18 protein-coding genes and 1 pseudogene are annotated in these 20,841 nt (G+C 69.5%); 3 read left to right on the top strand and 16 right to left on the bottom strand.

The window, feature by feature from the left end; translation table 11 throughout:
* Positions 1 to 349: 349 nt before the first annotated feature.
* Both EAO72_RS37030 and EAO72_RS37025 read right to left on the bottom strand, forming a co-directional pair.
* Positions 350 to 1,708 (bottom strand): class I SAM-dependent RNA methyltransferase, encoded by a 1,359-nt coding sequence (locus tag EAO72_RS37030; RefSeq protein WP_148021385.1) that lies wholly within the window; start codon positions 1,706 to 1,708, stop codon positions 350 to 352.
* A gap of 106 nt (positions 1,709 to 1,814) precedes the next feature.
* A complete protein-coding gene (locus EAO72_RS37025; protein WP_148021384.1) occupies positions 1,815 to 3,863 on the bottom strand; it encodes an APC family permease in 2,049 nt (682 codons plus the stop codon).
* A 411-nt stretch (positions 3,864 to 4,274) separates the two neighbouring features.
* Between EAO72_RS37025 and EAO72_RS37020 the strand changes: the two genes are divergently transcribed.
* A complete protein-coding gene (locus tag EAO72_RS37020) occupies positions 4,275 to 4,943 on the top strand; it encodes a potassium channel family protein (protein ID WP_026242838.1) in 669 nt (222 codons plus the stop codon).
* Entirely contained in the window at positions 4,943 to 5,620 is a 678-nt protein-coding gene (locus tag EAO72_RS37015; RefSeq protein WP_148021383.1) for a potassium channel family protein, read from the top strand. Before EAO72_RS37020 ends, EAO72_RS37015 begins: the two co-directional genes overlap by 1 nt.
* Positions 5,621 to 5,694: 74 nt before the next feature.
* On the opposite strand, the gene EAO72_RS37010 is transcribed toward EAO72_RS37015, so the two are convergent.
* The 11 genes and pseudogenes from EAO72_RS37010 to EAO72_RS36960 all read right to left on the bottom strand — a co-directional run bounded on the left by EAO72_RS37010 (position 5,695) and on the right by EAO72_RS36960 (position 17,405).
* A complete protein-coding gene (locus tag EAO72_RS37010) occupies positions 5,695 to 6,453 on the bottom strand; it encodes a DUF3159 domain-containing protein (RefSeq protein ID WP_148021382.1) in 759 nt (252 codons plus the stop codon).
* Positions 6,454 to 6,456: 3 nt separating this feature from the next.
* On the bottom strand, positions 6,457 to 6,873 hold the full coding sequence (locus EAO72_RS37005; RefSeq protein ID WP_187285336.1) for an OB-fold nucleic acid binding domain-containing protein: 417 nt from the start codon (positions 6,871 to 6,873) through the stop codon (positions 6,457 to 6,459).
* An 86-nt stretch (positions 6,874 to 6,959) separates the two neighbouring features.
* Positions 6,960 to 7,652 carry a response regulator gene (locus EAO72_RS37000; RefSeq protein ID WP_148021380.1) on the bottom strand — a complete coding sequence of 231 codons (693 nt, stop codon included), beginning with the start codon at positions 7,650 to 7,652 and terminating at the stop codon, positions 6,960 to 6,962.
* A gap of 61 nt (positions 7,653 to 7,713) precedes the next feature.
* Positions 7,714 to 10,257: a sensor histidine kinase gene (locus EAO72_RS36995; RefSeq protein WP_148021379.1), complete on the bottom strand. Its 2,544-nt coding sequence runs from the start codon at positions 10,255 to 10,257 to the stop codon at positions 7,714 to 7,716.
* Positions 10,258 to 10,628: 371 nt separating this feature from the next.
* Positions 10,629 to 11,306: a potassium-transporting ATPase subunit C gene (locus EAO72_RS36990; RefSeq protein WP_148021378.1), complete on the bottom strand. Its 678-nt coding sequence runs from the start codon at positions 11,304 to 11,306 to the stop codon at positions 10,629 to 10,631.
* 6 nt (positions 11,307 to 11,312) lie between these two features.
* Positions 11,313 to 13,409, bottom strand: coding sequence for a potassium-transporting ATPase subunit KdpB (kdpB, locus tag EAO72_RS36985; protein WP_148021377.1), 2,097 nt, complete (start codon positions 13,407 to 13,409; stop codon positions 11,313 to 11,315).
* A gap of 26 nt (positions 13,410 to 13,435) precedes the next feature.
* Positions 13,436 to 15,100, bottom strand: coding sequence for a potassium-transporting ATPase subunit KdpA (gene kdpA / locus EAO72_RS36980; RefSeq protein WP_148021376.1), 1,665 nt, complete (start codon positions 15,098 to 15,100; stop codon positions 13,436 to 13,438).
* Positions 15,101 to 15,107: 7 nt separating this feature from the next.
* A complete protein-coding gene (gene kdpF / locus EAO72_RS36975; RefSeq protein ID WP_148021375.1) occupies positions 15,108 to 15,197 on the bottom strand; it encodes a K(+)-transporting ATPase subunit F in 90 nt (29 codons plus the stop codon).
* A gap of 311 nt (positions 15,198 to 15,508) precedes the next feature.
* The gene (locus EAO72_RS36970; protein ID WP_148021374.1) at positions 15,509 to 16,273 is read right to left on the bottom strand and encodes a DUF3710 domain-containing protein; all 765 of its coding nucleotides are present in this window, start codon (positions 16,271 to 16,273) and stop codon (positions 15,509 to 15,511) included.
* 1 nt (position 16,274) lies between these two features.
* Positions 16,275 to 16,821: pseudogene (gene dut / locus EAO72_RS36965) on the bottom strand (dUTP diphosphatase).
* The gene (locus tag EAO72_RS36960) at positions 16,821 to 17,405 is read right to left on the bottom strand and encodes a PaaI family thioesterase (protein ID WP_148021373.1); all 585 of its coding nucleotides are present in this window, start codon (positions 17,403 to 17,405) and stop codon (positions 16,821 to 16,823) included. The pseudogene dut and the gene EAO72_RS36960 overlap by 1 nt, the downstream one beginning before the upstream one ends.
* 58 nt (positions 17,406 to 17,463) lie before the next feature.
* On the opposite strand from EAO72_RS36960, the gene EAO72_RS36955 reads away from it, so the two are divergent.
* Positions 17,464 to 17,928: a DUF3093 domain-containing protein gene (locus EAO72_RS36955; protein WP_148021372.1), complete on the top strand. Its 465-nt coding sequence runs from the start codon at positions 17,464 to 17,466 to the stop codon at positions 17,926 to 17,928.
* Here the strand turns inward: EAO72_RS36955 and EAO72_RS36950 are convergent, their stop codons facing one another.
* From EAO72_RS36950 to EAO72_RS36940, 3 genes are all read right to left on the bottom strand, one after another.
* The gene (locus tag EAO72_RS36950; protein ID WP_148021371.1) at positions 17,929 to 18,915 is read right to left on the bottom strand and encodes a hypothetical protein; all 987 of its coding nucleotides are present in this window, start codon (positions 18,913 to 18,915) and stop codon (positions 17,929 to 17,931) included.
* Positions 18,916 to 18,928: 13 nt separating this feature from the next.
* Positions 18,929 to 19,225, bottom strand: a complete 297-nt coding sequence (locus EAO72_RS36945; protein ID WP_003965732.1) for a DUF4193 domain-containing protein — start codon at positions 19,223 to 19,225, stop codon at positions 18,929 to 18,931.
* A gap of 405 nt (positions 19,226 to 19,630) precedes the next feature.
* Complete coding sequence (locus EAO72_RS36940; RefSeq protein ID WP_261991838.1) at positions 19,631 to 20,782, bottom strand: sensor histidine kinase; 1,152 nt, start codon at positions 20,780 to 20,782, stop codon at positions 19,631 to 19,633.
* Positions 20,783 to 20,841 lie beyond the last annotated feature (59 nt).

Below are 20,841 nucleotides of genomic sequence, written 5' to 3'. Positions count from 1 at the left end.
GATCGAAGTGTGGCTCGCGTTCGCAGTCGCCCACCTTCAGCAGCTCACCAAGGCGACCTCGACGCCAAAGTTGCCCACGCCGCCGCACCCCAGCCGCGCAGATCTTGAGCCGTACCTCGCCACCATGAAGCCCTCGCGAACCGAGGTCTCCCGCAGCCCCCAAAGACAGGAAGCCAGAGACCCCCAAAACAGACTTGATGAGCCGTCAGTCGATTCGGGAGATCCCTGACGACCCATCAGTTCATGCGTCAAACGTGCGTCACGTGCGTCAAATATGCATCGAACATGCGTCAAGATATCGCCCGTAACGCACACAACGCACATAATGCACACCCACTAAAACAGCAGGTCAGCGGCCCTTCTCGGCAGGCTCAAGGATGGCGACGCACTCCACGTGATGCGTCATCGGGAAGAGATCGAACGCCCTCAGCGTCCGCACCTTGTACCCGCCCTCCGCGAAGTACGCCAGGTCCCGCGCCAGTGCCGCCGGGTCGCACGCCACGTACGCGATCTTGCGCGCGCCCAGGCCGGTCAGCTGCTTCACCGTGGCCTTGCCGGCGCCCGCGCGGGGCGGGTCCAGGACGATCAGGTCGCATTCGGTGATGCCGGTGCGGGGCAGGACCTGGTCGACCTTGCCGTGCTCGATGCGGACCCGCTCCAGGTCCTTGAGGTTGTGGCGGGCGTCCTCGACCGCGCGCTTGCCGGACTCGATGCCGAGCACCGCGCCCTTCTCGCCGATGCGCTGGCCGATGGCACCGGCGAAGAGGCCGACGCCGCAGTAGAGGTCGAGCGCCGTGTCGTTCTTGCGGGGCAGCAGGCCCTGCATCACCGCGCGGACCAGGGTGTCCGCGGCCTGCGGGTGGACCTGCCAGAAGCCGCCGGAGCCGACGCGGTACGTGCGGTCGTCGGCGCGTTCGCGGACGAAGCCGCGGCCGTGGACACGGTGCACGCCGCCGTCACGTTCGTCGACGCGCAGGACCGAGACGGGCTTGTCGAGCTCGACCAGCGGGAGGCGGCCGCCCTCGCGCGGGGTGAGGATGACCTGGCGGTCGTGGGAGCCGGTGGCGGCGATGGCCTCCACCGTGGCCATCTGGGGCCAGTCCTGCTTCTCGATGCCGAGCTCGGTGACACCGGGCGCGGCGATCATGCACTGGTCGATGATCTCGATGTCGTGCGAGCGGTGCTTGCGCAGGCCGACGCGGCCGTCCGGGTCGATGGCGTACTGGACGCGGGTACGCCAGGCGGGTACCTCGCCCGGCGGAAGCTTGTCCCCCTCGGCCGGCATGACGGTGCCGTCCCAGCCCGCCTCCTCGGGGGTGAGGCCCGCGAGGCGCTGGAGCTGCTCGGCGATCACTTCGCCCTTGAGCCGGCGCTGGGCGCCCGGCTTGGCGTGCTGCCAGTCGCAGCCGCCGCACTTGCCGGGGCCGGCGAACGGGCACGGGGCCTTCACCCGGTCCTTCGACGCCTCGATGATCCGTACCGCGTCGGCGCGCAGGAAGCGGGAGTCGGTGGCGCCGTCGGTGACCCGGGCGACGATCTTCTCGCCGGGCAGGGTGTGGCGTACGAACAGGACCTGGCCCTCGGCGGTACGGGCGATGCAGTGGCCGCCGTGGGCGACCGGGCCGACCTCGACCTCGTACTCCTGCCCCACGAGCGATTCCCCGGACTGCGGTTCCCCGGTCTGCGGAGAGGTGGATTCGTTCTGCATGAGGGGAGGGCTCCAGAGATCAAGGCGGGACGGCGAACGGCCGGACAACAACCTACGAGTCTACGTGGGTGTCGTCCGGCCGCTTACCAGAAGCCGCTACGGAGCGTCAGCTCTTGTTCGTCGGTTCCTTGTGCCTGCGCTCCACGGGGCCGCGTCGCACCGAACCCGGGGCGTTCCAGTCCGCGCGCTTGCGGGCCCGCTTCTTGGCCGCCTCGGAGGACTCCAGCTGGTACGGGACGGAAGTGACCATCACGCCGGGGGTGAAGAGCAGCCGGCCCTTGAGCCTGAGGGCGCTCTGGTTGTGGAGCAGGTGCTCGTACCAGTGGCCGACGACGTACTCCGGGATGTAGACGCTCACGACGTCGCGCGGGCTCTCCCGGCGCAGGCTCTTGACGTACTCGATGACCGGACGGGTCACCTCGCGGTAGGGCGAGTCGAGGATCTTGAGCGGTACGTTGATGCCGCGCCGCTCCCAGTCCTCCTTGAGCGCCTTGGTCTCGGCCGGGTCGACGCTGATGGACAGCGCCTCCAGGTGGTCCGTACGGATCAGTTTGGCGTACGCGAGTGCGCGCAGGGTCGGGCGGTGCAGTTTGGAGACCAGGACGATCGAGTGGACCCGGGAGGGGCGGACGGTCTCGTCCGACGGCGTCTCGTCGGCGGCGATCTCCGCGGCGACCCGGTCGTAGTGCTTACGGATCGCGGTCATCGTGCCGTAGAAGATCACCATGCCGAGCAGCGCGACCCAGGCCCCGTGGGTGAACTTGGTGGCGAGGACGACGACGAGCACCAGGCCGGTGAAGAAGGCCCCGAAGGTGTTGATCGCCCGGGAGCGGATCATGTGGCGGCGCTTGAGCGGATCCTTCTCGGAGCGCAGGTGCCGGTTCCAGTGCCGGACCATGCCGGTCTGGCTGAGGGTGAAGGAGACGAACACGCCGACGATGTAGAGCTGGATCAGCCGGGTCGAGTCGGCCCCGTAGATCCAGACCAGCAGGATCGCCGCGCCGGCCAGCAGCACGATGCCGTTGGAGAAGGCGAGGCGGTCGCCGCGGGTATGCAGCTGTCGGGGCAGGTAGCGGTCCTGGGCCAGGATCGAACCAAGCAGCGGGAAGCCGTTGTACGCGGTGTTGGCAGCCAGGAAGAGGACGAGCGCGGTGGCCGCGGCGAGGATCACGAAGAAGAACGTGCCGTCGCCGAAGACCGCGGCCGCGACCTGGGAGATCACCGGGTCCTGGACGAAGGACGAGCCGACCGGGGTGCCGTTGTTGATCAGGTCCTTCGCCGGGTTCTCGGCCATCTTGACGTCCGTGGCCATGGCGAGCCCGATGATGCCGCAGAACATGGTGACGGCCAGCAGGCCCATCATCGCGAGGGTGGTGGCGGCGTTCTTGCTCTTCGGCTTGCGGAAGGCCGGGACACCGTTGCTGATGGCCTCGACGCCGGTGAGGGCCGCACAGCCGGAGGAGAACGCCCGCAGGAGCAGGAAGACCAGGGCGAAGCCCGCCAGGCCCCCGTGCTCGGCCTTGATCGTGTAGTCGGAGGTCGGGGCGTGCATGGTGTCGCCGAGGACCAGTCCGCGAAAGGCGCCCCACGCGATCATGATGAAGACGCCGGCCACGAAGAGGTAGGTGGGGATGGCGAAGAGTTTGCCGGACTCCTTGACGCCGCGCAGGTTCATCACGGTCAGCAGCACGATGGCGGCGATGGCGCACGTCGTCTTGTGCTCGACGACGAACGGGATCGCGGAGCCGAGGTTCTCCACGCCGGAGGCGATGGACACGGCGACGGTCAGGACGTAGTCGACCAGCAGGGCGCTGGCCACGGTCAGTCCGGCCTTCGGCCCGAGGTTGGTGGTGGCGACCTCGTAGTCGCCGCCGCCGCTCGGGTACGCGTGCACGTTCTGCCGGTAGGAGGCGACGACGGTGAACATCAGGACCACGACGGCGACCGCGATCCACGGGCTGAAGTGGTACGCCGACACGCCCGCGATGGAGAGCACCAGGAGGACTTCTCCGGGGGCGTACGCCACCGAGGACAGCGGGTCGGATGCGAAGACGGGGAGGGCGATGCGCTTGGGGAGGAGCGTCTCCCCCAGTTTGTCGCTGCGCAGGGCCCGGCCGATCAGGATCCGTTTGGGCACGTCGGTCAGTTTGGACACGCTGAGGATCGTAAGGGTTCCGTATGGGAGCTACCCACGCACCACCCCCGTGGCCCCGCAATCTCCTGCACCTGGCGGGAAAGACCACGAAATCCTTAACGGAATCCTTGCACCGCACCCACGCGAAAGCCCTCTCGAAGCGATCCCCAGGCGCTCCCGACCGCACTCCCGAACACCCTTCGAACAAACCTCGGAAGTCCGTCCGAAGACTTCGGGGAACGTCGGCTTTGCCACAGTGCCCCCGGGATGAGCACACTCGAATGAGGCAACGCACCCGGCGCCGCTTAAGCTCAATCCTGGGCAACGGGACGAACCGTTGCCCCATTGTTTGCCCGGCCAGCCGAGAAATGAGTGTGAGCAGGGTGTTTTCGCAGGTCAGCCGGACGACCAGGACTGCGAGGTAGGCGCAAGGTGCACATCGTCATCATGGGCTGCGGGCGAGTGGGAGCCGCTCTCGCGCAGACCCTGGAGCAGCAGGGGCACACGGTCGCCGTCATCGACCAGGACCCCACGGCGTTCCGGCGCCTCGGCTCCGGCTTCGGCGGCCGTCGCGTCACGGGGGTCGGGTTCGACCAGGACACCCTGCGCGAGGCGGGGATCGAGGAAGCCGGTGCGTTCGCCGCGGTGAGCAGCGGCGACAACTCCAACATCATCGCGGCCCGCGTGGCGCGCGAGATGTTCGGCATCGAGAACGTCGCGGCCCGGATCTACGACCCCCGGCGTGCCGAGGTGTACCAGCGCCTCGGCATCCCCACGGTCGCCACCGTGCGCTGGACCGCGGACCAGATGCTGCGCCGGCTGCTGCCTTCGGGCGCGGAGCCGCTGTGGCGGGATCCGAGCGGCGGTGTGCAGCTTGCCGAGGTGCACACCACTCCGTCCTGGATCGGCCACAAGATCAGCACCCTCCAGGAGGAGACGGGCGTGCGCGTGGCCTTCCTCACCCGGTTGGGCGAAGCCATACTGCCGTCGTCGCAGACGGTGCTGCAGGAGGGCGACCTCGTCCACGTGATGATGCGTACGGACGAGATCGCGAAGGTCGAGGCGGCCTTCGCCGAGGGCCCCGAGGAGGGCGGTCACTGATGCGTGTCGCGATTGCCGGGGCCGGCGCGGTGGGTCGTTCCATCGCGGCCGAGCTGCTGGAGAACGGGCACGAGGTGCTGCTCGTCGACAAGGCGCCGACCGCCATCTCGGTGGAGCGGGTGCCGATGGCCGAGTGGCTGCTGGCGGACGCCTGCGAGATCACCTCGCTGGACGAGGCGGCGCTGCAGCGGTGCAACGTCGTGATCGCCGCGACCGGCGACGACAAGGTGAACCTGGTCGTCTCGCTGCTCGCCAAGACGGAGTACGGCGTGCCGCGCGTCGTCGCCCGGGTGAACAACCCGAAGAACGAGTGGCTGTTCAACGAGTCCTGGGGCGTCGATGTGGCGGTCTCCACGCCGCGGCTGATGTCGGCTCTGGTCGAGGAGGCGGTGAGTGTCGGCGATCTGGTCCGGCTGCTGCGCTTCAGCCACGGTGACGCGAACCTGGTCGAGCTGACGCTGCCGCCGGAGTCGGCGCTGGCGGGCACGCAGGTCGGGGAGGTCGCCTGGCCGGAGGACACCTCGCTGGTGACGATCATTCGCGGGCAGCGCGTGCTGACGCCGAGCACGGAGGAGACGCTGGAGGCCGGGGACGAGCTGCTGTTCGTCGCCGCCCAGGCCCGCGAGGAGCAGTTGGAGGACCTGTTGTCGGTGCGCCAGGGCGACCCGGAGAGCTGAGAGCGGAACCACCACGGGAGAGGGGCATGTCACCGCCGTCGGCGGTGACATGCCCCTCTCGTCTCTCGCGTGTGTCAGTATTCCTGGCCGCGGGCCGCCGCTTCGGCGGCGGCCGCCTTACGGGCCTTCTCGGCCTGCTCCTCGGCCTCCATCTCGGCGAAGACGTCGATGGGCGGCGGCGCCTTGGCGAGGAAGACCCAGGTGAGGTAGACCGCCAGCAGGAACGGCGGGATCTTCAGGGCGATCAGGACCCAGCCGAACTGGGTGGTGTCGGCCCACCAGTACAGCGGGAAGAGGATCGCGCACTTGGCGAGCAGGATCAGTCCCCAGGCGTAGCTGGCCTTGGCGTAGGCCTTCTTCCGGCCAGGGTTCCGGGTGCGCCAGGAGAGGTTCTCCTTGAACACCGGGCCCAGGATCAGTCCGATCAACGGGAGACCGGCGAGCGTGCTGACCAGGTAGGCGAGGGCCAGTCCGAGCGTGTAGATCATGCCCGGCAGGTAGAAGTCCTTGGCGTTGCCGGTCATCTTCGCGAAGACGACGCCGAAGGCCACGCCGAAGACACCACTGAAGGCGTGCTTGACGGTGTCCCTGCGGATCAGCCGGACGGCCACGAGCACCAGCGACACCACGACGGCCGCGATGGCCGAGTTCGTGAGGTTCTTGTCGATGGTGAAGATCGTGACGAAGAGCAGTCCGGGCAGGACCGTCTCCACCATGCCCCGGACGCCGCCGAAGGCCTCGAAGAGCGCGGCCTCGGTGACCGCCTTCGCATCGGCCTCCTGCTGGTCTGTGGTGCGGTCCGTGTCGGACGTCGGCTTGTCGAGAGACGTCACCGGCTACTCCTTGCCGAGCGGTCGGAGTTCGTATTTGGGGTTGAACAGCACCCGGCGCCCGTGGCTCATGGCGATGCGGCCGGAGGCGATGAGCTTGCGGCCCGGCTCTATGCCCACGATGGAGCGGCGGCCGAGCCAGACCACGTCGAGCGGCGCGGTGCCGTCGAAGAGCTCCGCCTCGAGGGCGGGCACTCCGGCACGCGGTCGCAGGGTGACCGTCCGCAAGGTACCAGTGACCTTCACGATCTGGCGGTCGGTGCACTCGGAGATCCGGGTGCATCCGGATGCCTGCGAGTCCTCCTCCAGCTCCTCGCACTCCAGGTCCTCCTGGGAGCTGGAGAGCCGGTCGAGCATGCGCCGGAAGCGCCCGGACGGCCGCTCGGCCTTCTGGGTCTTCTCGGATCGGGGTACGGCACTCATACCCGAAGGGTACCGGTCTCCGGAGGTCCTGGAGGGTGGCCGCCGTCTCACTCGAACGGGTGGTGCCGCACCCCGGGCGCGGACCCTCAGGCGCGCTCGAAGCGGTAGCCCATCCCGGGTTCGGTGACGAAGTGCCGGGGGTGCGAGGGGTCGGCCTCCAGCTTGCGCCTGAGCTGGGCCATGTAGACCCGCAGATAGTTCGTCTCGGTGCCGTACGAGGGCCCCCAGACCTCCTGGAGCAGCTGCTTCTGGCTGACCAGCCGGCCGCTGTTGCGGACCAGGACCTCCAGCAGGTGCCACTCGGTGGGGGTGAGCCGGACGTCGCGCCCCTCGCGGTGGACCTTCTTGGCGGCGAGGTCGACGGTGAAGCCCTCGGTCTCCACGAGCACGACCTCGTCGCCGCCGTCCTGGCCGACGGGCTCGGCGCGTCGCACCGAGGCGCGCAGCCGGGCCAGCAGCTCGTCCATGCCGAACGGCTTGGTGACGTAGTCGTCGGCCCCCGCGTCCAGCGCCTCGACCTTCTCGTCGGAGGTGTGCCGGGCCGAGAGCACCAGGATCGGCACCCGGGTCCAGCCGCGCAGGCCCCTGATCACCTCGACACCGTCCATGTCGGGCAGCCCGAGGTCGAGGACGACGACGTCGGGGTGGCGTGCGGCGGCCAGCTGGAGCGCGGTCGCCCCGTCGGGCGCGGCGTCCACCTCGTACTTGCGCGCCTTCAGGTTGATCACGAGGGCGCGTACGATCTGCGGCTCGTCGTCGACCACAAGCACCCGGGTCATCGCGGTCCTGCCTTTCTGCTGTACGTCTGAGCTGTGCGGGGGCCGGGGAGGTCTCCCCGGGTCATGAGGTGACCCGTGCGGGCAGGTCGGGGCTGACCGGAACGTATCCCGAGGCGGCCTTGAGGGTCAGGACCATGGTGAGGCCTCCGCCGGGGGTGTCCTCGGCGTCCAGCGTGCCGCCCATGGACTCGACGAAGCCGCGGGCCACCGCGAGGCCCAGGCCCACTCCCGCACCGCGCGGGGCGTCGCCGTAGCGCTGGAAGGGCTCGAAGATGCGTTCCTTGGCCTCGTCGGGCACGCCCCGGCCGCCGTCGGCCACCCGTAGCTCGACCCTGGCGCCCAGCGCGCTGGCGGCCACCGTGACGCGCTCACCGTCCGGGCTGTACTTGACGGCGTTCTCCACGATGTTGGCGACGGCCCGCTCCAGCAGTCCCGGATCGACGGCGACCATCGGAAGCGTCTCGGGGATGTCCAGCTCGACGCTGTCCTCGGGCACGCCGCCCAGGGCCATGGGCACGACCTCGTCGAGGTCGATCTCGCGGATCAGCGGGGTGACGGTACCGGTCTGCAGGCGGGACATGTCGAGGAGGTTGCCGACGAGGTGGTCGAGGCGGTCGGCACCGTTCTCGATGCCTTCGAGGAGTTCGGCCTCGTCCTCCTCCGACCAGGCGACGTCGTCGGAGCGCAGGGAGCTGACGGCGGCCTTGATGGCGGCAAGCGGGGTCCGCAGGTCGTGGCTGACGGCGGCCAGCAGAGCGGTCCTGATCCGGTTGCCCTCGGCGAGCCTGCGGGCCTCCTCCGCCTCGCCGACCAGCCGCTGGCGGTCCAGGACGACGGCGGCCTGGGCGGCGAAGGCGCCGAGCACCCGGCGGTCCTCGGCGGGCAGCACCCGGCCGGAGAGGGCCAGGGCCATGTGGTCGCCGACGGGCATGTCCACATCGGCGTCCTCGGGCCGGGCGACCGGCGCCGGTCCGACGCTGCCGGCGCACGTCCACGGTTCGACGTCGCTCTGCCGCTCCAGCAGGGCGACGGACTCCATCCCGAAGGTCTCGCGGACCCGGTCCAGGAGCGCGGCCAGGGTGGTCTCGCCGCGGAGCACGCTGCCGGCCAGGAAGGAGAGGATCTCGGACTCGGCGCGCAGCCTGGCGGCCTGATGGGTGCGGCGGGCCGCGAGGTCCACGACGGAGGCCACCGCGACGGCCACCGCGAAGAAGATCACGATGGCGACGAAGTTCTCGGGGTCCTGCACGGTCAGGGTGTGCGTCGGCGGGGTGAACCAGTAGTTCAGCAGCAGGGAGCCCGCGGCGGCCGACGCCAGGGCCGGCCGCAGCCCGCCGAGCAGGGCCGCGCCGACGGTCAGGAAGAGGAAGAGCAGGACGTCGTTGGCGAGGCCGGGGCCGTTCTCCATGCCCTTGAGGAGCAGGGAGAGGAGCACCGGTCCGCCGACGCCGACGAGCCAGCCCCAGATGATGCGGGCCCGGCCGAGCCGGGCGCCGCGGGCGATGGGGAGGCCGCGGCCCTTGGCGACCTCGTCGTGGGTGACGATGTGGACGTCGAGGTCGGTGCCGGACTCGCGGGCGACGGTGGCGCCGACGCCGGGTCCGTAGATGTACTGCCAGGCCTTGCGGCGGCTGGAGCCGAGGACGATCTGGGTGGCGTTGACGCCCCGGGCGAACTCGAGGAGCGCGGAGGGTATGTCGTCGCCGATGACGTGGTGGAAGGTGCCGCCGAGGTCCTCGACGAGCGTGCGCTGGACGGTCAGCTCCTTGGGCGAGGCCGACGTCAGGCCGTCGCTGCGGGCGATGTAGACGGCGAGGATCTCGCTGCCGGAGCCCTTGGCCGCCATCCGGGACGCGCGGCGGATGAGGGTGCGGCCCTCGGGACCGCCGGTGAGTCCGACGACGATGCGCTCGCGGGCCTGCCAGGTGGTGCGGATGTTGTGCTCGCCGCGGTACTGCTGGAGGTACTCGTCGACCCGGTCGGCGACCCAGAGCAGGGCCAGCTCGCGCAGGGCGGTGAGGTTGCCGGGGCGGAAGTAGTTGGAGAGCGAGGCGTCGATCCGGTCCGGCTTGTAGATGTTGCCGTGGGCCATCCGCCGGCGCAGCGCCTGGGGCGACATGTCGACCAGTTCGAGCTGGTCGGCGCGGCGGACCACTTCATCGGGCACGGTCTCGCGCTGGCGTACGCCGGTTATGGACTCGACGACGTCCCCGAGTGACTCCAGGTGCTGGATGTTGACCGTGGACACGACGTCGATGCCGGCCTGGAGGAGTTCCTCGACGTCCTGCCAGCGCTTGGCGTTGCGGGAGCCGGGCACGTTGGTGTGCGCGAGTTCGTCCACCAGGGCGACGGCCGGGGCGCGCTCCAGGACGGCCTCGACGTCCATCTCCGTGAAGACGGCGGAGCGGTACTCGATCTCGCGGCGCCGGATCTGTTCCAGGCCGTGCAGCATGACCTCGGTGCGCGGGCGGTCGTGGTGCTCGACGAAGCCGACGACACAGTCGGTGCCGCGCTCCACCCGGCGGTGCGCCTCGGAGAGCATCGCGTACGTCTTGCCGACGCCGGGTGCCGCACCGAGGTAGATCCGAAGTTTGCCGCGCGCCATGGCCCCATTGTCTTCCTGAAACCGGTTCTGCTCACCGAGACCGGCGGCGGCCCATGCGGCAGCCACTGTCGAAACTACTCCGTCGATTTCTGTCATATCGGGCCAGGACTGCGGGTGCGGTCCGTATTGACGTAATTCTGATGCCGGGGTCCAGCCGACGTCATACCGCCTCCCGGGGCCCGGCCGGCGTCGTACCCGTGCGTTCCCGTGACCGGGGCCCGGCCGGCGTCGTACCCGTGCGTTCCCGTGACCGGGGCCCGGCCGGCGTCGTACCCGTGCGTTCCCGTGACCGGGGCCCGGCCGGCGTCGTAACCGTGCGTTCCCGTGCCCGGGTCGGGCCGCGGCGGCCGGACCCGGGCATCGCGGTACGTTCAGCGCGTTCCCGTGCCGTGCACGAGTTCCCGCAGTGCGATGTTGAGCTGGAGCACGTTGACCCGCGGTTCACCGACGAAGCCGAGGATGCGGCCGTCGGTGTGCTCGTCGACGAGCTCGCGGACCCGTGCGGTGTCGAGGTGGTTGCGTGCCGCGACACGGTTGACCTGGAGGTCGGCGTACGCCGGGGAGATGTCCGGGTCGAGGCCGGAGGCGGAGGAGGTGACCGCGTCGGCCGGCACCTGGGAGGGGCTGACGGGGTGGCCGGGGACGGAGTTGTTCTTGACAACGGCGGCCTTGGCGGCGGTGACCCAGTCGATGAGTTCCTTGTTGTCGCCGGAGCGGTTGGTCGCGCCGGACAGGATCAGCGAGTACTGGGTGTTCACGCTGTTGGTACCGAGGCCGTTGGAGGGGCGGGGCTGGAACCACTTGAGGTCGGGGGCCGCGGTCTCCTGGCCCTTCCCGAGGGGGAGGTCGTAGCGCTGGCCGATGAGCTCGGAGCCGACGACCTTGCCGTTCGCCGTGACCTCGGAGCCGTTGGCGCGTCCGGGCATGAGCCCCTGGGCGACGCCGGTGACGGCGAGGGGGTAGATGACGCCGCAGACCAGGGTGAGGACGAGCAGGGCGCGCAGACCTGCCCAGAGCAGGCGGGCGGAGTTTCCTACGGAGTTGTTCATGGCAGGTCAGCCGATTCCGGGGATGAGGGAGATGATCAGGTCGATGATCTTGATGCCGGCGAACGGGGCGATGAGCCCGCCGAGCCCGTAGACGCAGAGGTTCCGCCGGAGCATCGAGTCCGCGCCGCTGGGCCGGTAGCGGATGCCCTTGAGGGCGAGCGGGACCAGCGCGACGATGATGAGCGCGTTGAAGATCACGGCGGACAGGATCGCGGACCGGGGTGAGGACAGGTCCATGATGTTGAGCTTGTCCAGGCCCGGGTAGACCACGGCGAACATCGCGGGAATGATCGCGAAGTACTTCGCCACGTCGTTGGCGATGGAGAACGTCGTCAGGGCGCCGCGGGTGATCAGCAGCTGCTTGCCGATCTCCACGATCTCGATGAGCTTGGTGGGGTTGGAGTCCAGGTCCACCATGTTCCCGGCCTCCTTGGCGGCCGAGGTTCCGGTGTTCATGGCCACGCCGACATCGGCCTGGGCGAGCGCCGGGGCGTCGTTCGTGCCGTCGCCGGTCATCGCGACGAGCTTGCCGCCCGCCTGCTCCCGCTTGATGAGGGCCATCTTGTCCTCGGGAGTGGCCTCGGCGAGGAAGTCGTCGACGCCCGCCTCCTGGGCGATGGCCTTCGCGGTGAGCGGGTTGTCGCCGGTGATCATGACCGTACGGATGCCCATCCGGCGCAGTTCGTCGAACCGTTCCCGCATGCCCTCCTTGACGACGTCCTTGAGGTGGATGACGCCCAGGACCCGGGCCCCGTCCGCGTCCTGGCGGGCCACCAGCAGCGGGGTTCCGCCGGCCGCGGAGATGCGGTCGGTCAGTGCCTGCGCGTCCGGGGAGACGCTGCCGCCCCGCTCCCTCACCCAGGCGACGACCGATCCGCTCGCGCCCTTGCGGACCTTGCGTCCGTCGACGTCCACGCCCGACATGCGGGTCTGGGCGGTGAACGCCACCCACTCCGCCTGGGCGAGTTCGCCCTGGTGACGCTCGCGCAGGCCGTACTTCTCCTTGGCGAGGATCACCACGGACCGGCCCTCGGGCGTTTCGTCGGCCAGCGAGGAGAGCTGGGCGGCGTCCGCCAGTTCGGCCTCCGTCACTCCGGCGACGGGCAGGAACTCGGCGGCCTGGCGGTTGCCGAGGGTGATGGTGCCGGTCTTGTCGAGCAGCAGCGTCGAGACGTCGCCCGCCGCTTCGACGGCGCGTCCGGACATGGCGAGCACGTTGCGCTGGACGAGGCGGTCCATGCCGGCGATACCGATCGCGGAGAGCAGCGCGCCGATGGTGGTCGGGATCAGACAGACCAGCAGCGCGGCCAGCACGATCATGGACTGCTCGCTGCCGGCGTAGATCGCGAACGGCTGAAGCGTGACCACGGCCAGCAGGAACACGATGGTCAGGGACGCCAGCAGGATGTTCAGCGCGATCTCGTTGGGTGTCTTCTGCCGGGCCGCGCCCTCGACCAGGGCGATCATCCGGTCGATGAACGTCTCGCCCGGCTTGGTGGTGATCTTGACGACAATGCGGTCGGAGAGCACCTTCGTACCGCCGGTGACGGCGCTGCGATCGCCTCCGGACTCCCGGATGACCGGGGCGGACTCGCCGGTGATCGCCGACTCGTCGACGCTCGCTACGCCCTCGACGACGTCTCCGTCGCCCGGGATGATGTCGCCCGCCTCGCAGACGACGAGATCGCCGATGCGCAGTTCCGCGCCGGGGATCCGTTCCTCGTTCCGGCCGGTGATCCGGCGCGCCACGGTGTCGGTCTTGGCCTTGCGCAGGGTGTCGGCCTGGGCCTTGCCGCGGCCCTCGGCGACCGCCTCCGCCAGATTGGCGAAGACCGTCGTCAGCCAGAGCCAGGCGGCGATCGCCCAGCCGAACCAGTCGGCCGGATCCAGCACCGCGAGCACGGTGGTCAGCACCGAGCCGATCAGCACCACGAACATCACCGGCGACTTGACCATCACCCGCGGGTCGAGCTTGCGTATCGCGTCGGGGAAGGACTCGATCAGCATTCGGGGATCGAACAGCCCGGCGCCGACGCGCCCTTCGGGGGCGGACCCGGCCGGAGCGTCCTGATGGGGTGCTCGGGCCGGAGTGACTGTGGACATCGTGTCCTCTTGCTTCGTACGGGGGGTCATGACGCCAGCCCTTCGGCCAGCGGCCCCAGGGCGAGGGCCGGGAAGTAGGTCAGACCGGCGATGATCATGATGGTGGCGACCAGCAGCCCGCTGAACAGCGGTTTGTGAGTGCCGAGGGTGCCGACGGTCGCCGGTACGGGCCGCTGCTCGGCGAGCGAGCCGGCCAGGGCCAGGACGAACACCATGGGCAGGAACCGGCCCAGCAGCATCGCGAGCCCGATCGTCGTGTTGAACCACTGGGTGTCCGCGTTGAGCCCGGCGAACGCCGAACCGTTGTTGTTGGCGCCGGAGGTGTAGGCGTACAGGATCTCCGAGAAGCCGTGTGCGCCCGAGTTGGTCATCGAGTTGCCCGGCGTGGGCAGGGCCATCGCCACGGCGGTGAAGCAGAGCACCAGGGCCGGTGTGACGAGGATGTAGCAGGCGGCGAGCTTGATCTCGCGGGTGCCGATCTTCTTGCCCAGGTACTCCGGCGTACGGCCGACCATCAGACCGGCGATGAACACCGCGATGATCGCCATGATCAGCATCCCGTACAGACCGGAGCCGGTGCCGCCGGGGGCGATCTCGCCGAGTTGCATGCCGAGCATCGTGATGCCGCCGCCGAGGCCGGTGAACGAGGAGTGGAACGAGTTCACCGCGCCGGTCGAGGTGAGCGTGGTGGCCACCGCGAAGATGGACGAGCCGCCGACGCCGAACCGGTTCTCCTTGCCCTCCATCGCGCCGCCCGCAATCTCGAACGCGGGCCCGTGGTGGGCGAATTCGGTCCACATCATCAGGGCGGTGAACCCGAGCCAGATGACTCCCATGGTGGCGAGGATCGCGTACCCCTGCTTGAGCGAACCGACCATGCGGCCGAAGGTGCGCGTCAGGGCGAAGGGGATGACGAGGATCAGGAAGATCTCGAAGAGGTTGGAGAGGCCGTTGGGGTTTTCGAAGGGGTGGGACGAGTTGGCGTTGAAGTAACCGCCGCCGTTGGTGCCCAGCTCCTTGATGACCTCCTGGGAGGCGACCGCGCCGCCGTTCCACTGCTGCGATCCGCCCGTGAACTGGCCGACCTCGTGGATGCCGGAGAAGTTCTGGATGGCTCCGCAGGCGACGAGTACGAGTGCGCCGATCACCGCGATCGGCAGCAGGATCCGTACGACGCCGCGTACCAGGTCGGCCCAGAAGTTGCCGAGTTCACCGCTGCGGGTGGCGGCGAACCCCCGGACGAGAGCCACCGCGACGGCGATGCCGACGGCGGCCGAGACGAAGTTCTGCACCGCGAGGCCGCCGGTCTGCACGACGTGGCCCATGGCCTGCTCGCCGTAGTACGACTGCCAGTTGGTGTTGGCGACGAACGAGGCCGCCGTGTTGAACGCCTGGTCGGGGTCGATCGAGGCGAAGCCGAGCGAACCGGGCAGAGAGCCCTGGAGCCGCTGCAGCAGATACAGGAAGAGGACACTCACGGCGGAGAAGGCGAGCACACCGCGCAGATAGGCGGGCCAGCGCATCTGCGTGTTCGGGTTGGCGCCGATGGCCTTGTATATCCACTTCTCCACCCGCAGATGCTTCGGAGAGGAATAGACGCCGGCCATGTAGTCACCGAGCGGGCGGTACGCCAGACCCAGCGCCATGACGAGCGCGAGAACCTGGAGCACGCCGGCGAGGACGGGGCTCATATCGGGCTCAGAACCTCTCCGGGTACAGAAGGGCGAGGACGAGATAGCCCAGCAGGGCTACGGCCACGACGAGGCCGGTCACGTTTTCGGCAGTCACAGCTTCGCCACCCCCTTGGCAATGAGTGCCACCAACGCGAAGACCGCGATCGTGGTGACGACGAAGGCCAGGTCGGCCATCGGGTGCTCCTGGATGAGGTGCGGATGTCTCGGACTTCTTGAGCAAACCTCCTGCCCGCGCCCCCGTGACCTGCGTTGATGGCTTCCTTACGGGGAAGGGCCCGGCCTTGACGGTGCCCGTACGTGCCCGATACGCGCCCCATACGGAGCCGCTCCCCCGAACGCGGAAAGGCCGGTGGCCCGTATCCCCGGGGGGATACGGGCCACCGGCCGGTGCTGAGGTGGTGCGGGTCAGCGCACCTCGGTGATCTCGGGGCCGCGCTGGAGGCCCGCCATGCCGCCGGAGAACTTCGAGCCCTCCTGCTCCTCCTGCTGAACGCCCTCGGGAACCATCTGGGCGTCGTTGGGCAGCTTCAGGACGATCGGGTCGCGCGGGGCCATCGGCCCGTCGCCGCGGACCACGACGGTGTCCCGGAATACCGTCTCCAGGAGGCCGGCGGCCTCCGGCTGCACGGCGCCCTGGCCGGAGATCACTCCGCGCAGGAACCAGCGCGGGCCGTCGATGCCGACGAAGCGCACCATCTGCACGCCGTTCGCCCCGTCGGGGAGCTGTACGGGGACCTGCGCGCGCAGCTCCCAGCCCAGCGGGCCCTCGACCTCGTCGATGATGCCGCCCTGCTGGGTGATGCCGGAGGCGATCTCCTCGCGGACCTCGCCCCAGATGCCCTCCTTCTTGGGGGCGGCGAAGGCCTGCAGCTGGATCGCGCTGTCGCGCAGCACCACCGTGGCGGCGACGATCGCGTCACCGGCGACCTCTACGCGCAGTTCCATGCCCTCGACACCGGGCACGAAGATGCCGCCCAGGTCGACCCGGCCCTCACCGGGCTGGGAGACCTCTTCGATGTCCCACGGACCGTCCGGCCGCGGTGCCGGCGGAAGGTTCGTCCGGCGCGATCCGCCCTCGGCGTCATCGAGCTCGTCGACGACCTGCTCGGCCTCGCGCGCTTCGTCCGCCGTGTCATCGGCGGAACCACTGTTCTTGCGACGTCCGAACACGTCACTTTCCTTCCCGGTCGGATTCGACCGAAGCGTAGCTGTTCCCGCCCTGGGGAACCCCGCCCCGGACGCCATCAACATCAGCCATCAACATCAACGGCGGCATGACCGCCGGTGGAACCGAAGCCCCCTTCGGCCCGCGCCGAACCGGGAAGCTCCGACACTTCGTGGAAGCGCACCTTCTCGACCTGCTGCACGACCAGTTGGGCAATCCGGTCGAACCGCTCGAACCGCACGGACTCGCGCGGGTCGAGATTGATGACGATCACCTTGATCTCTCCACGGTACCCGGCATCCACCGTCCCCGGAGCATTCACCAGGGCGACTCCGCACCGTGCGGCGAGGCCGGACCGGGGGTGTACGAACGCGGCGTACCCGTCCGGCAGGGCGATCGAAACCCCGGTGGGGAGTACGGCCCGCTCACCGGGCGCCAGCTCGGCGGCCTCGGTGGTGACCAGGTCGGTTCCGGCATCGCCCGGGTGCCCGTACGCCGGGATCGGCACCTCCGGGTCGAGGCGGCGGATCAGGACGTCGACGGGGTGGCGCATCAGGGGTTCACCTCGAAGGCGCGGGCGCGCCTGACCTGGTCGGGGTCGGCCATCGCTGCCTGGATCTCGGCCGGGCGGCCGTTGTCGATGAAGTGGTCGACCTTGACCTCGATGAACAGGGCCTCCGCGCGGACGGCGACGGGCCCCTCCGGACTGCCGATCCGGCCGGTCGCCCGGGAGTAGATCTTCCGCCCGTGCACGGCAGTGATCTCGGCGTCGAGGAACAGCACGGTGTCGACCGGCACGGGGCGCACGAAGTCGGTCTCCAGCCGTCCGGTCACCGCGATCACGCGCAGCAGCCAGTTCAGGGAGCCGAGCGTCTCGTCCAGCGCGGTGGCCAGCACCCCGCCGTGGGCGAGGCCCGGGGCGCCCTGATGGGCGGCCTGCACGGTGAACTCGGCGGTGACGCCGACTCCCTCACCGGCCCGCGCCTGGAGGTGCAGCCCGTGCGGCTGTCCGTCGCCGCAGCCGAAACAGTGTTCGTAGTGCGCGCCGAGCAGCTCGCCCGGTGCCGGGGCGTCGGGATGCCGGACCGGTTTCACCGCGTCGGCGGGGGGCTTCAGAGCCGCAGATGTTCCACTCACAGCCGCAGACCTTACCCGCGCGGGTACCCGCAGGTCGCGCCGTGCCAAGCTTGGCTTCATGCAGCCTTCCACCCCGCCGTTCGACGAACGTCTCACCGCACCCCGTTCGTGGTGGTTCATCGCGCTCCTGGTCGGCATCGCGTGCGCGCTGATGCTGCTGCCGCTGGGCACCCTTCCCCTGCTCGCCGGGCTGGCCGGAGGCACCGTGCTGTCGGCGGTGGCGGTCAGCTCCTACGGCTCCGCGCGGATCCGGGTGGTGGCCGGTGCCCTCGTCGCGGGCGACGCGCGGATCCCCGTGTCGGCGCTCGGTGAGGCCGAGGTGCTGGACGCCGAGGAGGCGCGCGCCTGGCGCTCGTACAAGGCGGACACCCGGGCCTTCATGCTGTTGCGCAGCTACATCCCGACGGCGGTGCGCGTGGAAGTCACGGATCCCGGGGACCCGACTCCGTACGTGTATCTGTCGACCCGTGAGCCGCAGGCGCTGGCGGCGGCCCTGAAGGCAGTCGTCCCGCCCCAGGCGTAATCAGGCGTCCCGGGGGCCCTCCGGGCTTTCCGGCAGGGCCTTGTACGGGCGCTCGGGCCGTTCCAGCGGTGGCAGGCCGGCCAGGCGGTCCCAGGGGGTCTGCCGCTCGCGCAGGTCCTTCCTGACCCGTTCGGCGAGTTTCTTGGTGTCGCGCCGGTTCATCATCGCGCCGACGGCGGCGCCGATCATGAACGGGATGAGGTTGGGCAGGTCGCGCACGGTGCGCTTCATGATCTGCTGGCGCAGTTCACGCTTCATCTGGCCGCCGAGCGCCGCGTTCACCGTCGTGGGGTGGGCGACGTCGATGCCGCGCTCCTCCGTCCAGGACGTGAGGTAGGCGGTGGAGCGCTGGGCGAGGTTGCCGGGCGGGCGCAGTCCGTAGACCTCGTGCAGCTCCGCCACGAGCTTCATCTCGATCGCGGCCACACCGGTGATCTCCGCGGCCAGCTCGGCGAGCATGGCGGGCGGGACGGGCATCATGGCCGCCGCGCCGATTCCGGCGCCGACGGTCGCGGTGGCCCTGCTCGCGCCGGCGATGAGCCGGTCGGCGATCTCGTCGGGCCCGAGGCCCGGGAACTGCTTGCGCAGGGTGGCGAGGTCGCGCACAGGGACGCGGGGAGCGATATCGATGATCAGGTCGGCGATATGACCGATCGCCGCCTTGGCGCTCTCCCCGCCCTTGCGTACGCCCCGTTTCACAGACTTCAGACGGCCTGCCCCGGTCACGGGCTCCGTCCTGTCGACCTGTGCGGCCCTGTCGGCCGCGTCGACCTCCGCCGCGGCCTCGATGGCCGCGACAGCTGCTTCGACCGCTTCGAGCGAGGCCGACCGGCCTCGCTCGTCGTCGTGTTCGCCCGGCGTGGGTGGCAGGGCGGACCGCTCGGCAGGCGCTGTGACGCCCTCTGCCGGGCCTGTACCGCCCTGTTGCGCCTCCGGCCCTTCATCGCGCCGACGGCGCCGCTTCCGGAACGGTGAGTCCCCTGCCACGGCCGACCGGACCTCAGTCGCAGTCGCGGCAGATGGGCTGACCGTTCTTCTCGCGGGCCAGCTGACTGCGGTGGTGCACGAGGAAGCAGCTCATGCACGTGAACTCGTCGGCCTGCTTGGGCAGGACCCGTACGGCCAGTTCTTCGTTGGACAGGTCTGCGCCGGGCAGCTCCAGTCCTTCGGCCGCGTCGAATTCGTCGACGTCGACGGCGGACGCCGTCTTGTCGCTCCGGCGAGCCTTGAGCTCTTCAAGGCTGTCCTGATCGACGTCGTCGTCGGTCTTGCGTGGGGTGTCGTAATCCGTTGCCATTGTCGCTCTCCCCCTCTGGGTGTCTGCGGTGTCTCAGCGCACGTAACGCGTGAGAGGCCGGACTTGTGCCCGACCCGAGGCGGAGATTTTGCCTCACATCAAGGTCTGTTACTCAATCGACACCCAAAAGGACCGCTCGAGAGTGATCAGCTTGGGTGGCGATGGGGACCGTACACGGTCCTGGCGGCGCCGTTTACCGGCACCACCCCGTGTACTTCCCGTGATAATGACCCGTGAAAACCCGACTTTTGCCGGATTTTCGGTGGGATCCCTGGTCACGGAGCGTGGACGGACGGAAATTCGCTCCTGTGATCGATCACACACGGCATCTCCGGGACCGTGTCCCGAAAATTCCGCTCAAAGCGAACAAAAATAATCCGCGCAGATCACGCCCCGCCCAGCTTCTCAGACGGGCAGTGAGACGCGCATCACAAGACCACCGCCCTCGCGGGGCTCGGCGATGATACGGCCCCCGTGAGCGCGCGCGACGGAGCGCGCGATCGACAGGCCGAGGCCGACCCCCTTGTCGCTGCCCGTCCGCTCCGTACGGAGCCGCCTGAAGGGCTCGAAGAGGTTGTCGATCTCGTAGGCGGGAACCACCGGCCCGGTGTTCGTGACGACCATCAGGGCCTGTCCCGGCAGCAGCTCGGTGCTGACCTCGACCCAGCCGTCGGCCGGGATGTTGTAGCGCACCGCGTTCTGTACGAGATTGAGCGCGATCCGCTCCAGCAGGACACCGTTGCCCTGGACGACGGCCGGGGCCAGCTCGCTGCGCATCTCCACGCCCTTGGCCTCCGCCTCGCCCCGCGCCTGGTCCAGCGCGCGGGAGGCCACCTCGGCCAGGTCGACGGGCTTGCGCTCGACGATCTGGTTGTCGCTGCGGGCGAGCAGCAGCAGGCCCTCGACGAGCTGCTCGCTGCGTTCGTTGGTGGCCAGCAGGGTCTTGCCCAGTTGCTGGAGCTCCGGGGGTGCCTGGGGGTCGGAGAGGTGGACCTCCAGCAGTGTGCGGTTGATGGCCAGGGGGGTGCGCAGCTCGTGGGAGGCGTTTCCGACGAAGCGCTGCTGTGCGGTGAAGGCCCGCTCCAGCCGCTCCAGCATGTCGTCGAAGGTGTCGGCGAGCTCCTTGAGCTCGTCGTCGGGGCCGTCCAGTTCGATGCGGCGGGACAGGTCGGTTCCGGCCACCCTGCGGGCGATGCGGGTGATCCGGCCGAGCGGTGAGAGCACCCGTCCGGCCATGGCGTAGCCGAAGGCGAACGCGATGACGCTCAGACCCACGAGGGCCAGCAGCGACCGGTTGAGGAGCGTGTCGAGCGCCTGCTGGCGCTGATGGTTGACGCAGGTGTTCACCGCGGCGTTGAAGTCGTCCGCGGGCGCGTTCTCGGGCAGGTTGCAGATCTCGCTGGTCACCTTGCCGCTGACGATCTTGAACGGCAGCTCGCTGCCCACGTGCAGGGCCTGGGCGGCCAGCATGTAGATGATCGACAGCAGCAGGATGCCGGCGATCAGGAACATGCCGCCGTACAGCAGCGTGAGCCGTATCCGGATGGTCGGGCGCAGCCAGGTGTACGGGGGCTCCTGCTGCCCCCGTACACCTGGCTGCGCCCGACCATCCGGAT

The sequence above is a fragment of the Streptomyces sp. OR43 genome (assembly GCF_008042275.1).
In the GTDB taxonomy this organism is placed as follows: Bacteria; Actinomycetota; Actinomycetes; order Streptomycetales; family Streptomycetaceae; genus Streptomyces.
The sequence above is the reverse complement of the archived record's forward strand: the minus strand, read 5'-3'. Positions and strand labels throughout refer to the sequence as shown.

What these genes read in the sequence shown, in the direction of transcription:
- EAO72_RS37030 (WP_148021385.1), bottom strand. Translation starts at nt 1,708, where the DNA reads ATGCAGAACGAATCCACCTCTCCGCAGACCGGGGAACCGCAGTCCGGG.
- EAO72_RS37015 (WP_148021383.1), top strand. Translation starts at nt 4,943, where the DNA reads ATGCGTGTCGCGATTGCCGGGGCCGGCGCGGTGGGTCGTTCCATCGCG.
- EAO72_RS37005 (WP_187285336.1), bottom strand. Translation starts at nt 6,873, where the DNA reads ATGAGTGCCGTACCCCGATCCGAGAAGACCCAGAAGGCCGAGCGGCCG.
- EAO72_RS37000 (WP_148021380.1), bottom strand. Translation starts at nt 7,652, where the DNA reads ATGACCCGGGTGCTTGTGGTCGACGACGAGCCGCAGATCGTACGCGCC.
- EAO72_RS36995 (WP_148021379.1), bottom strand. Translation starts at nt 10,257, where the DNA reads ATGGCGCGCGGCAAACTTCGGATCTACCTCGGTGCGGCACCCGGCGTC.
- EAO72_RS36990 (WP_148021378.1), bottom strand. Translation starts at nt 11,306, where the DNA reads ATGAACAACTCCGTAGGAAACTCCGCCCGCCTGCTCTGGGCAGGTCTG.
- kdpB (WP_148021377.1), bottom strand. Translation starts at nt 13,409, where the DNA reads ATGTCCACAGTCACTCCGGCCCGAGCACCCCATCAGGACGCTCCGGCC.
- kdpA (WP_148021376.1), bottom strand. Translation starts at nt 15,100, where the DNA reads ATGAGCCCCGTCCTCGCCGGCGTGCTCCAGGTTCTCGCGCTCGTCATG.
- EAO72_RS36955 (WP_148021372.1), top strand. Translation starts at nt 17,464, where the DNA reads ATGCAGCCTTCCACCCCGCCGTTCGACGAACGTCTCACCGCACCCCGT.
- EAO72_RS36945 (WP_003965732.1), bottom strand. Translation starts at nt 19,225, where the DNA reads ATGGCAACGGATTACGACACCCCACGCAAGACCGACGACGACGTCGAT.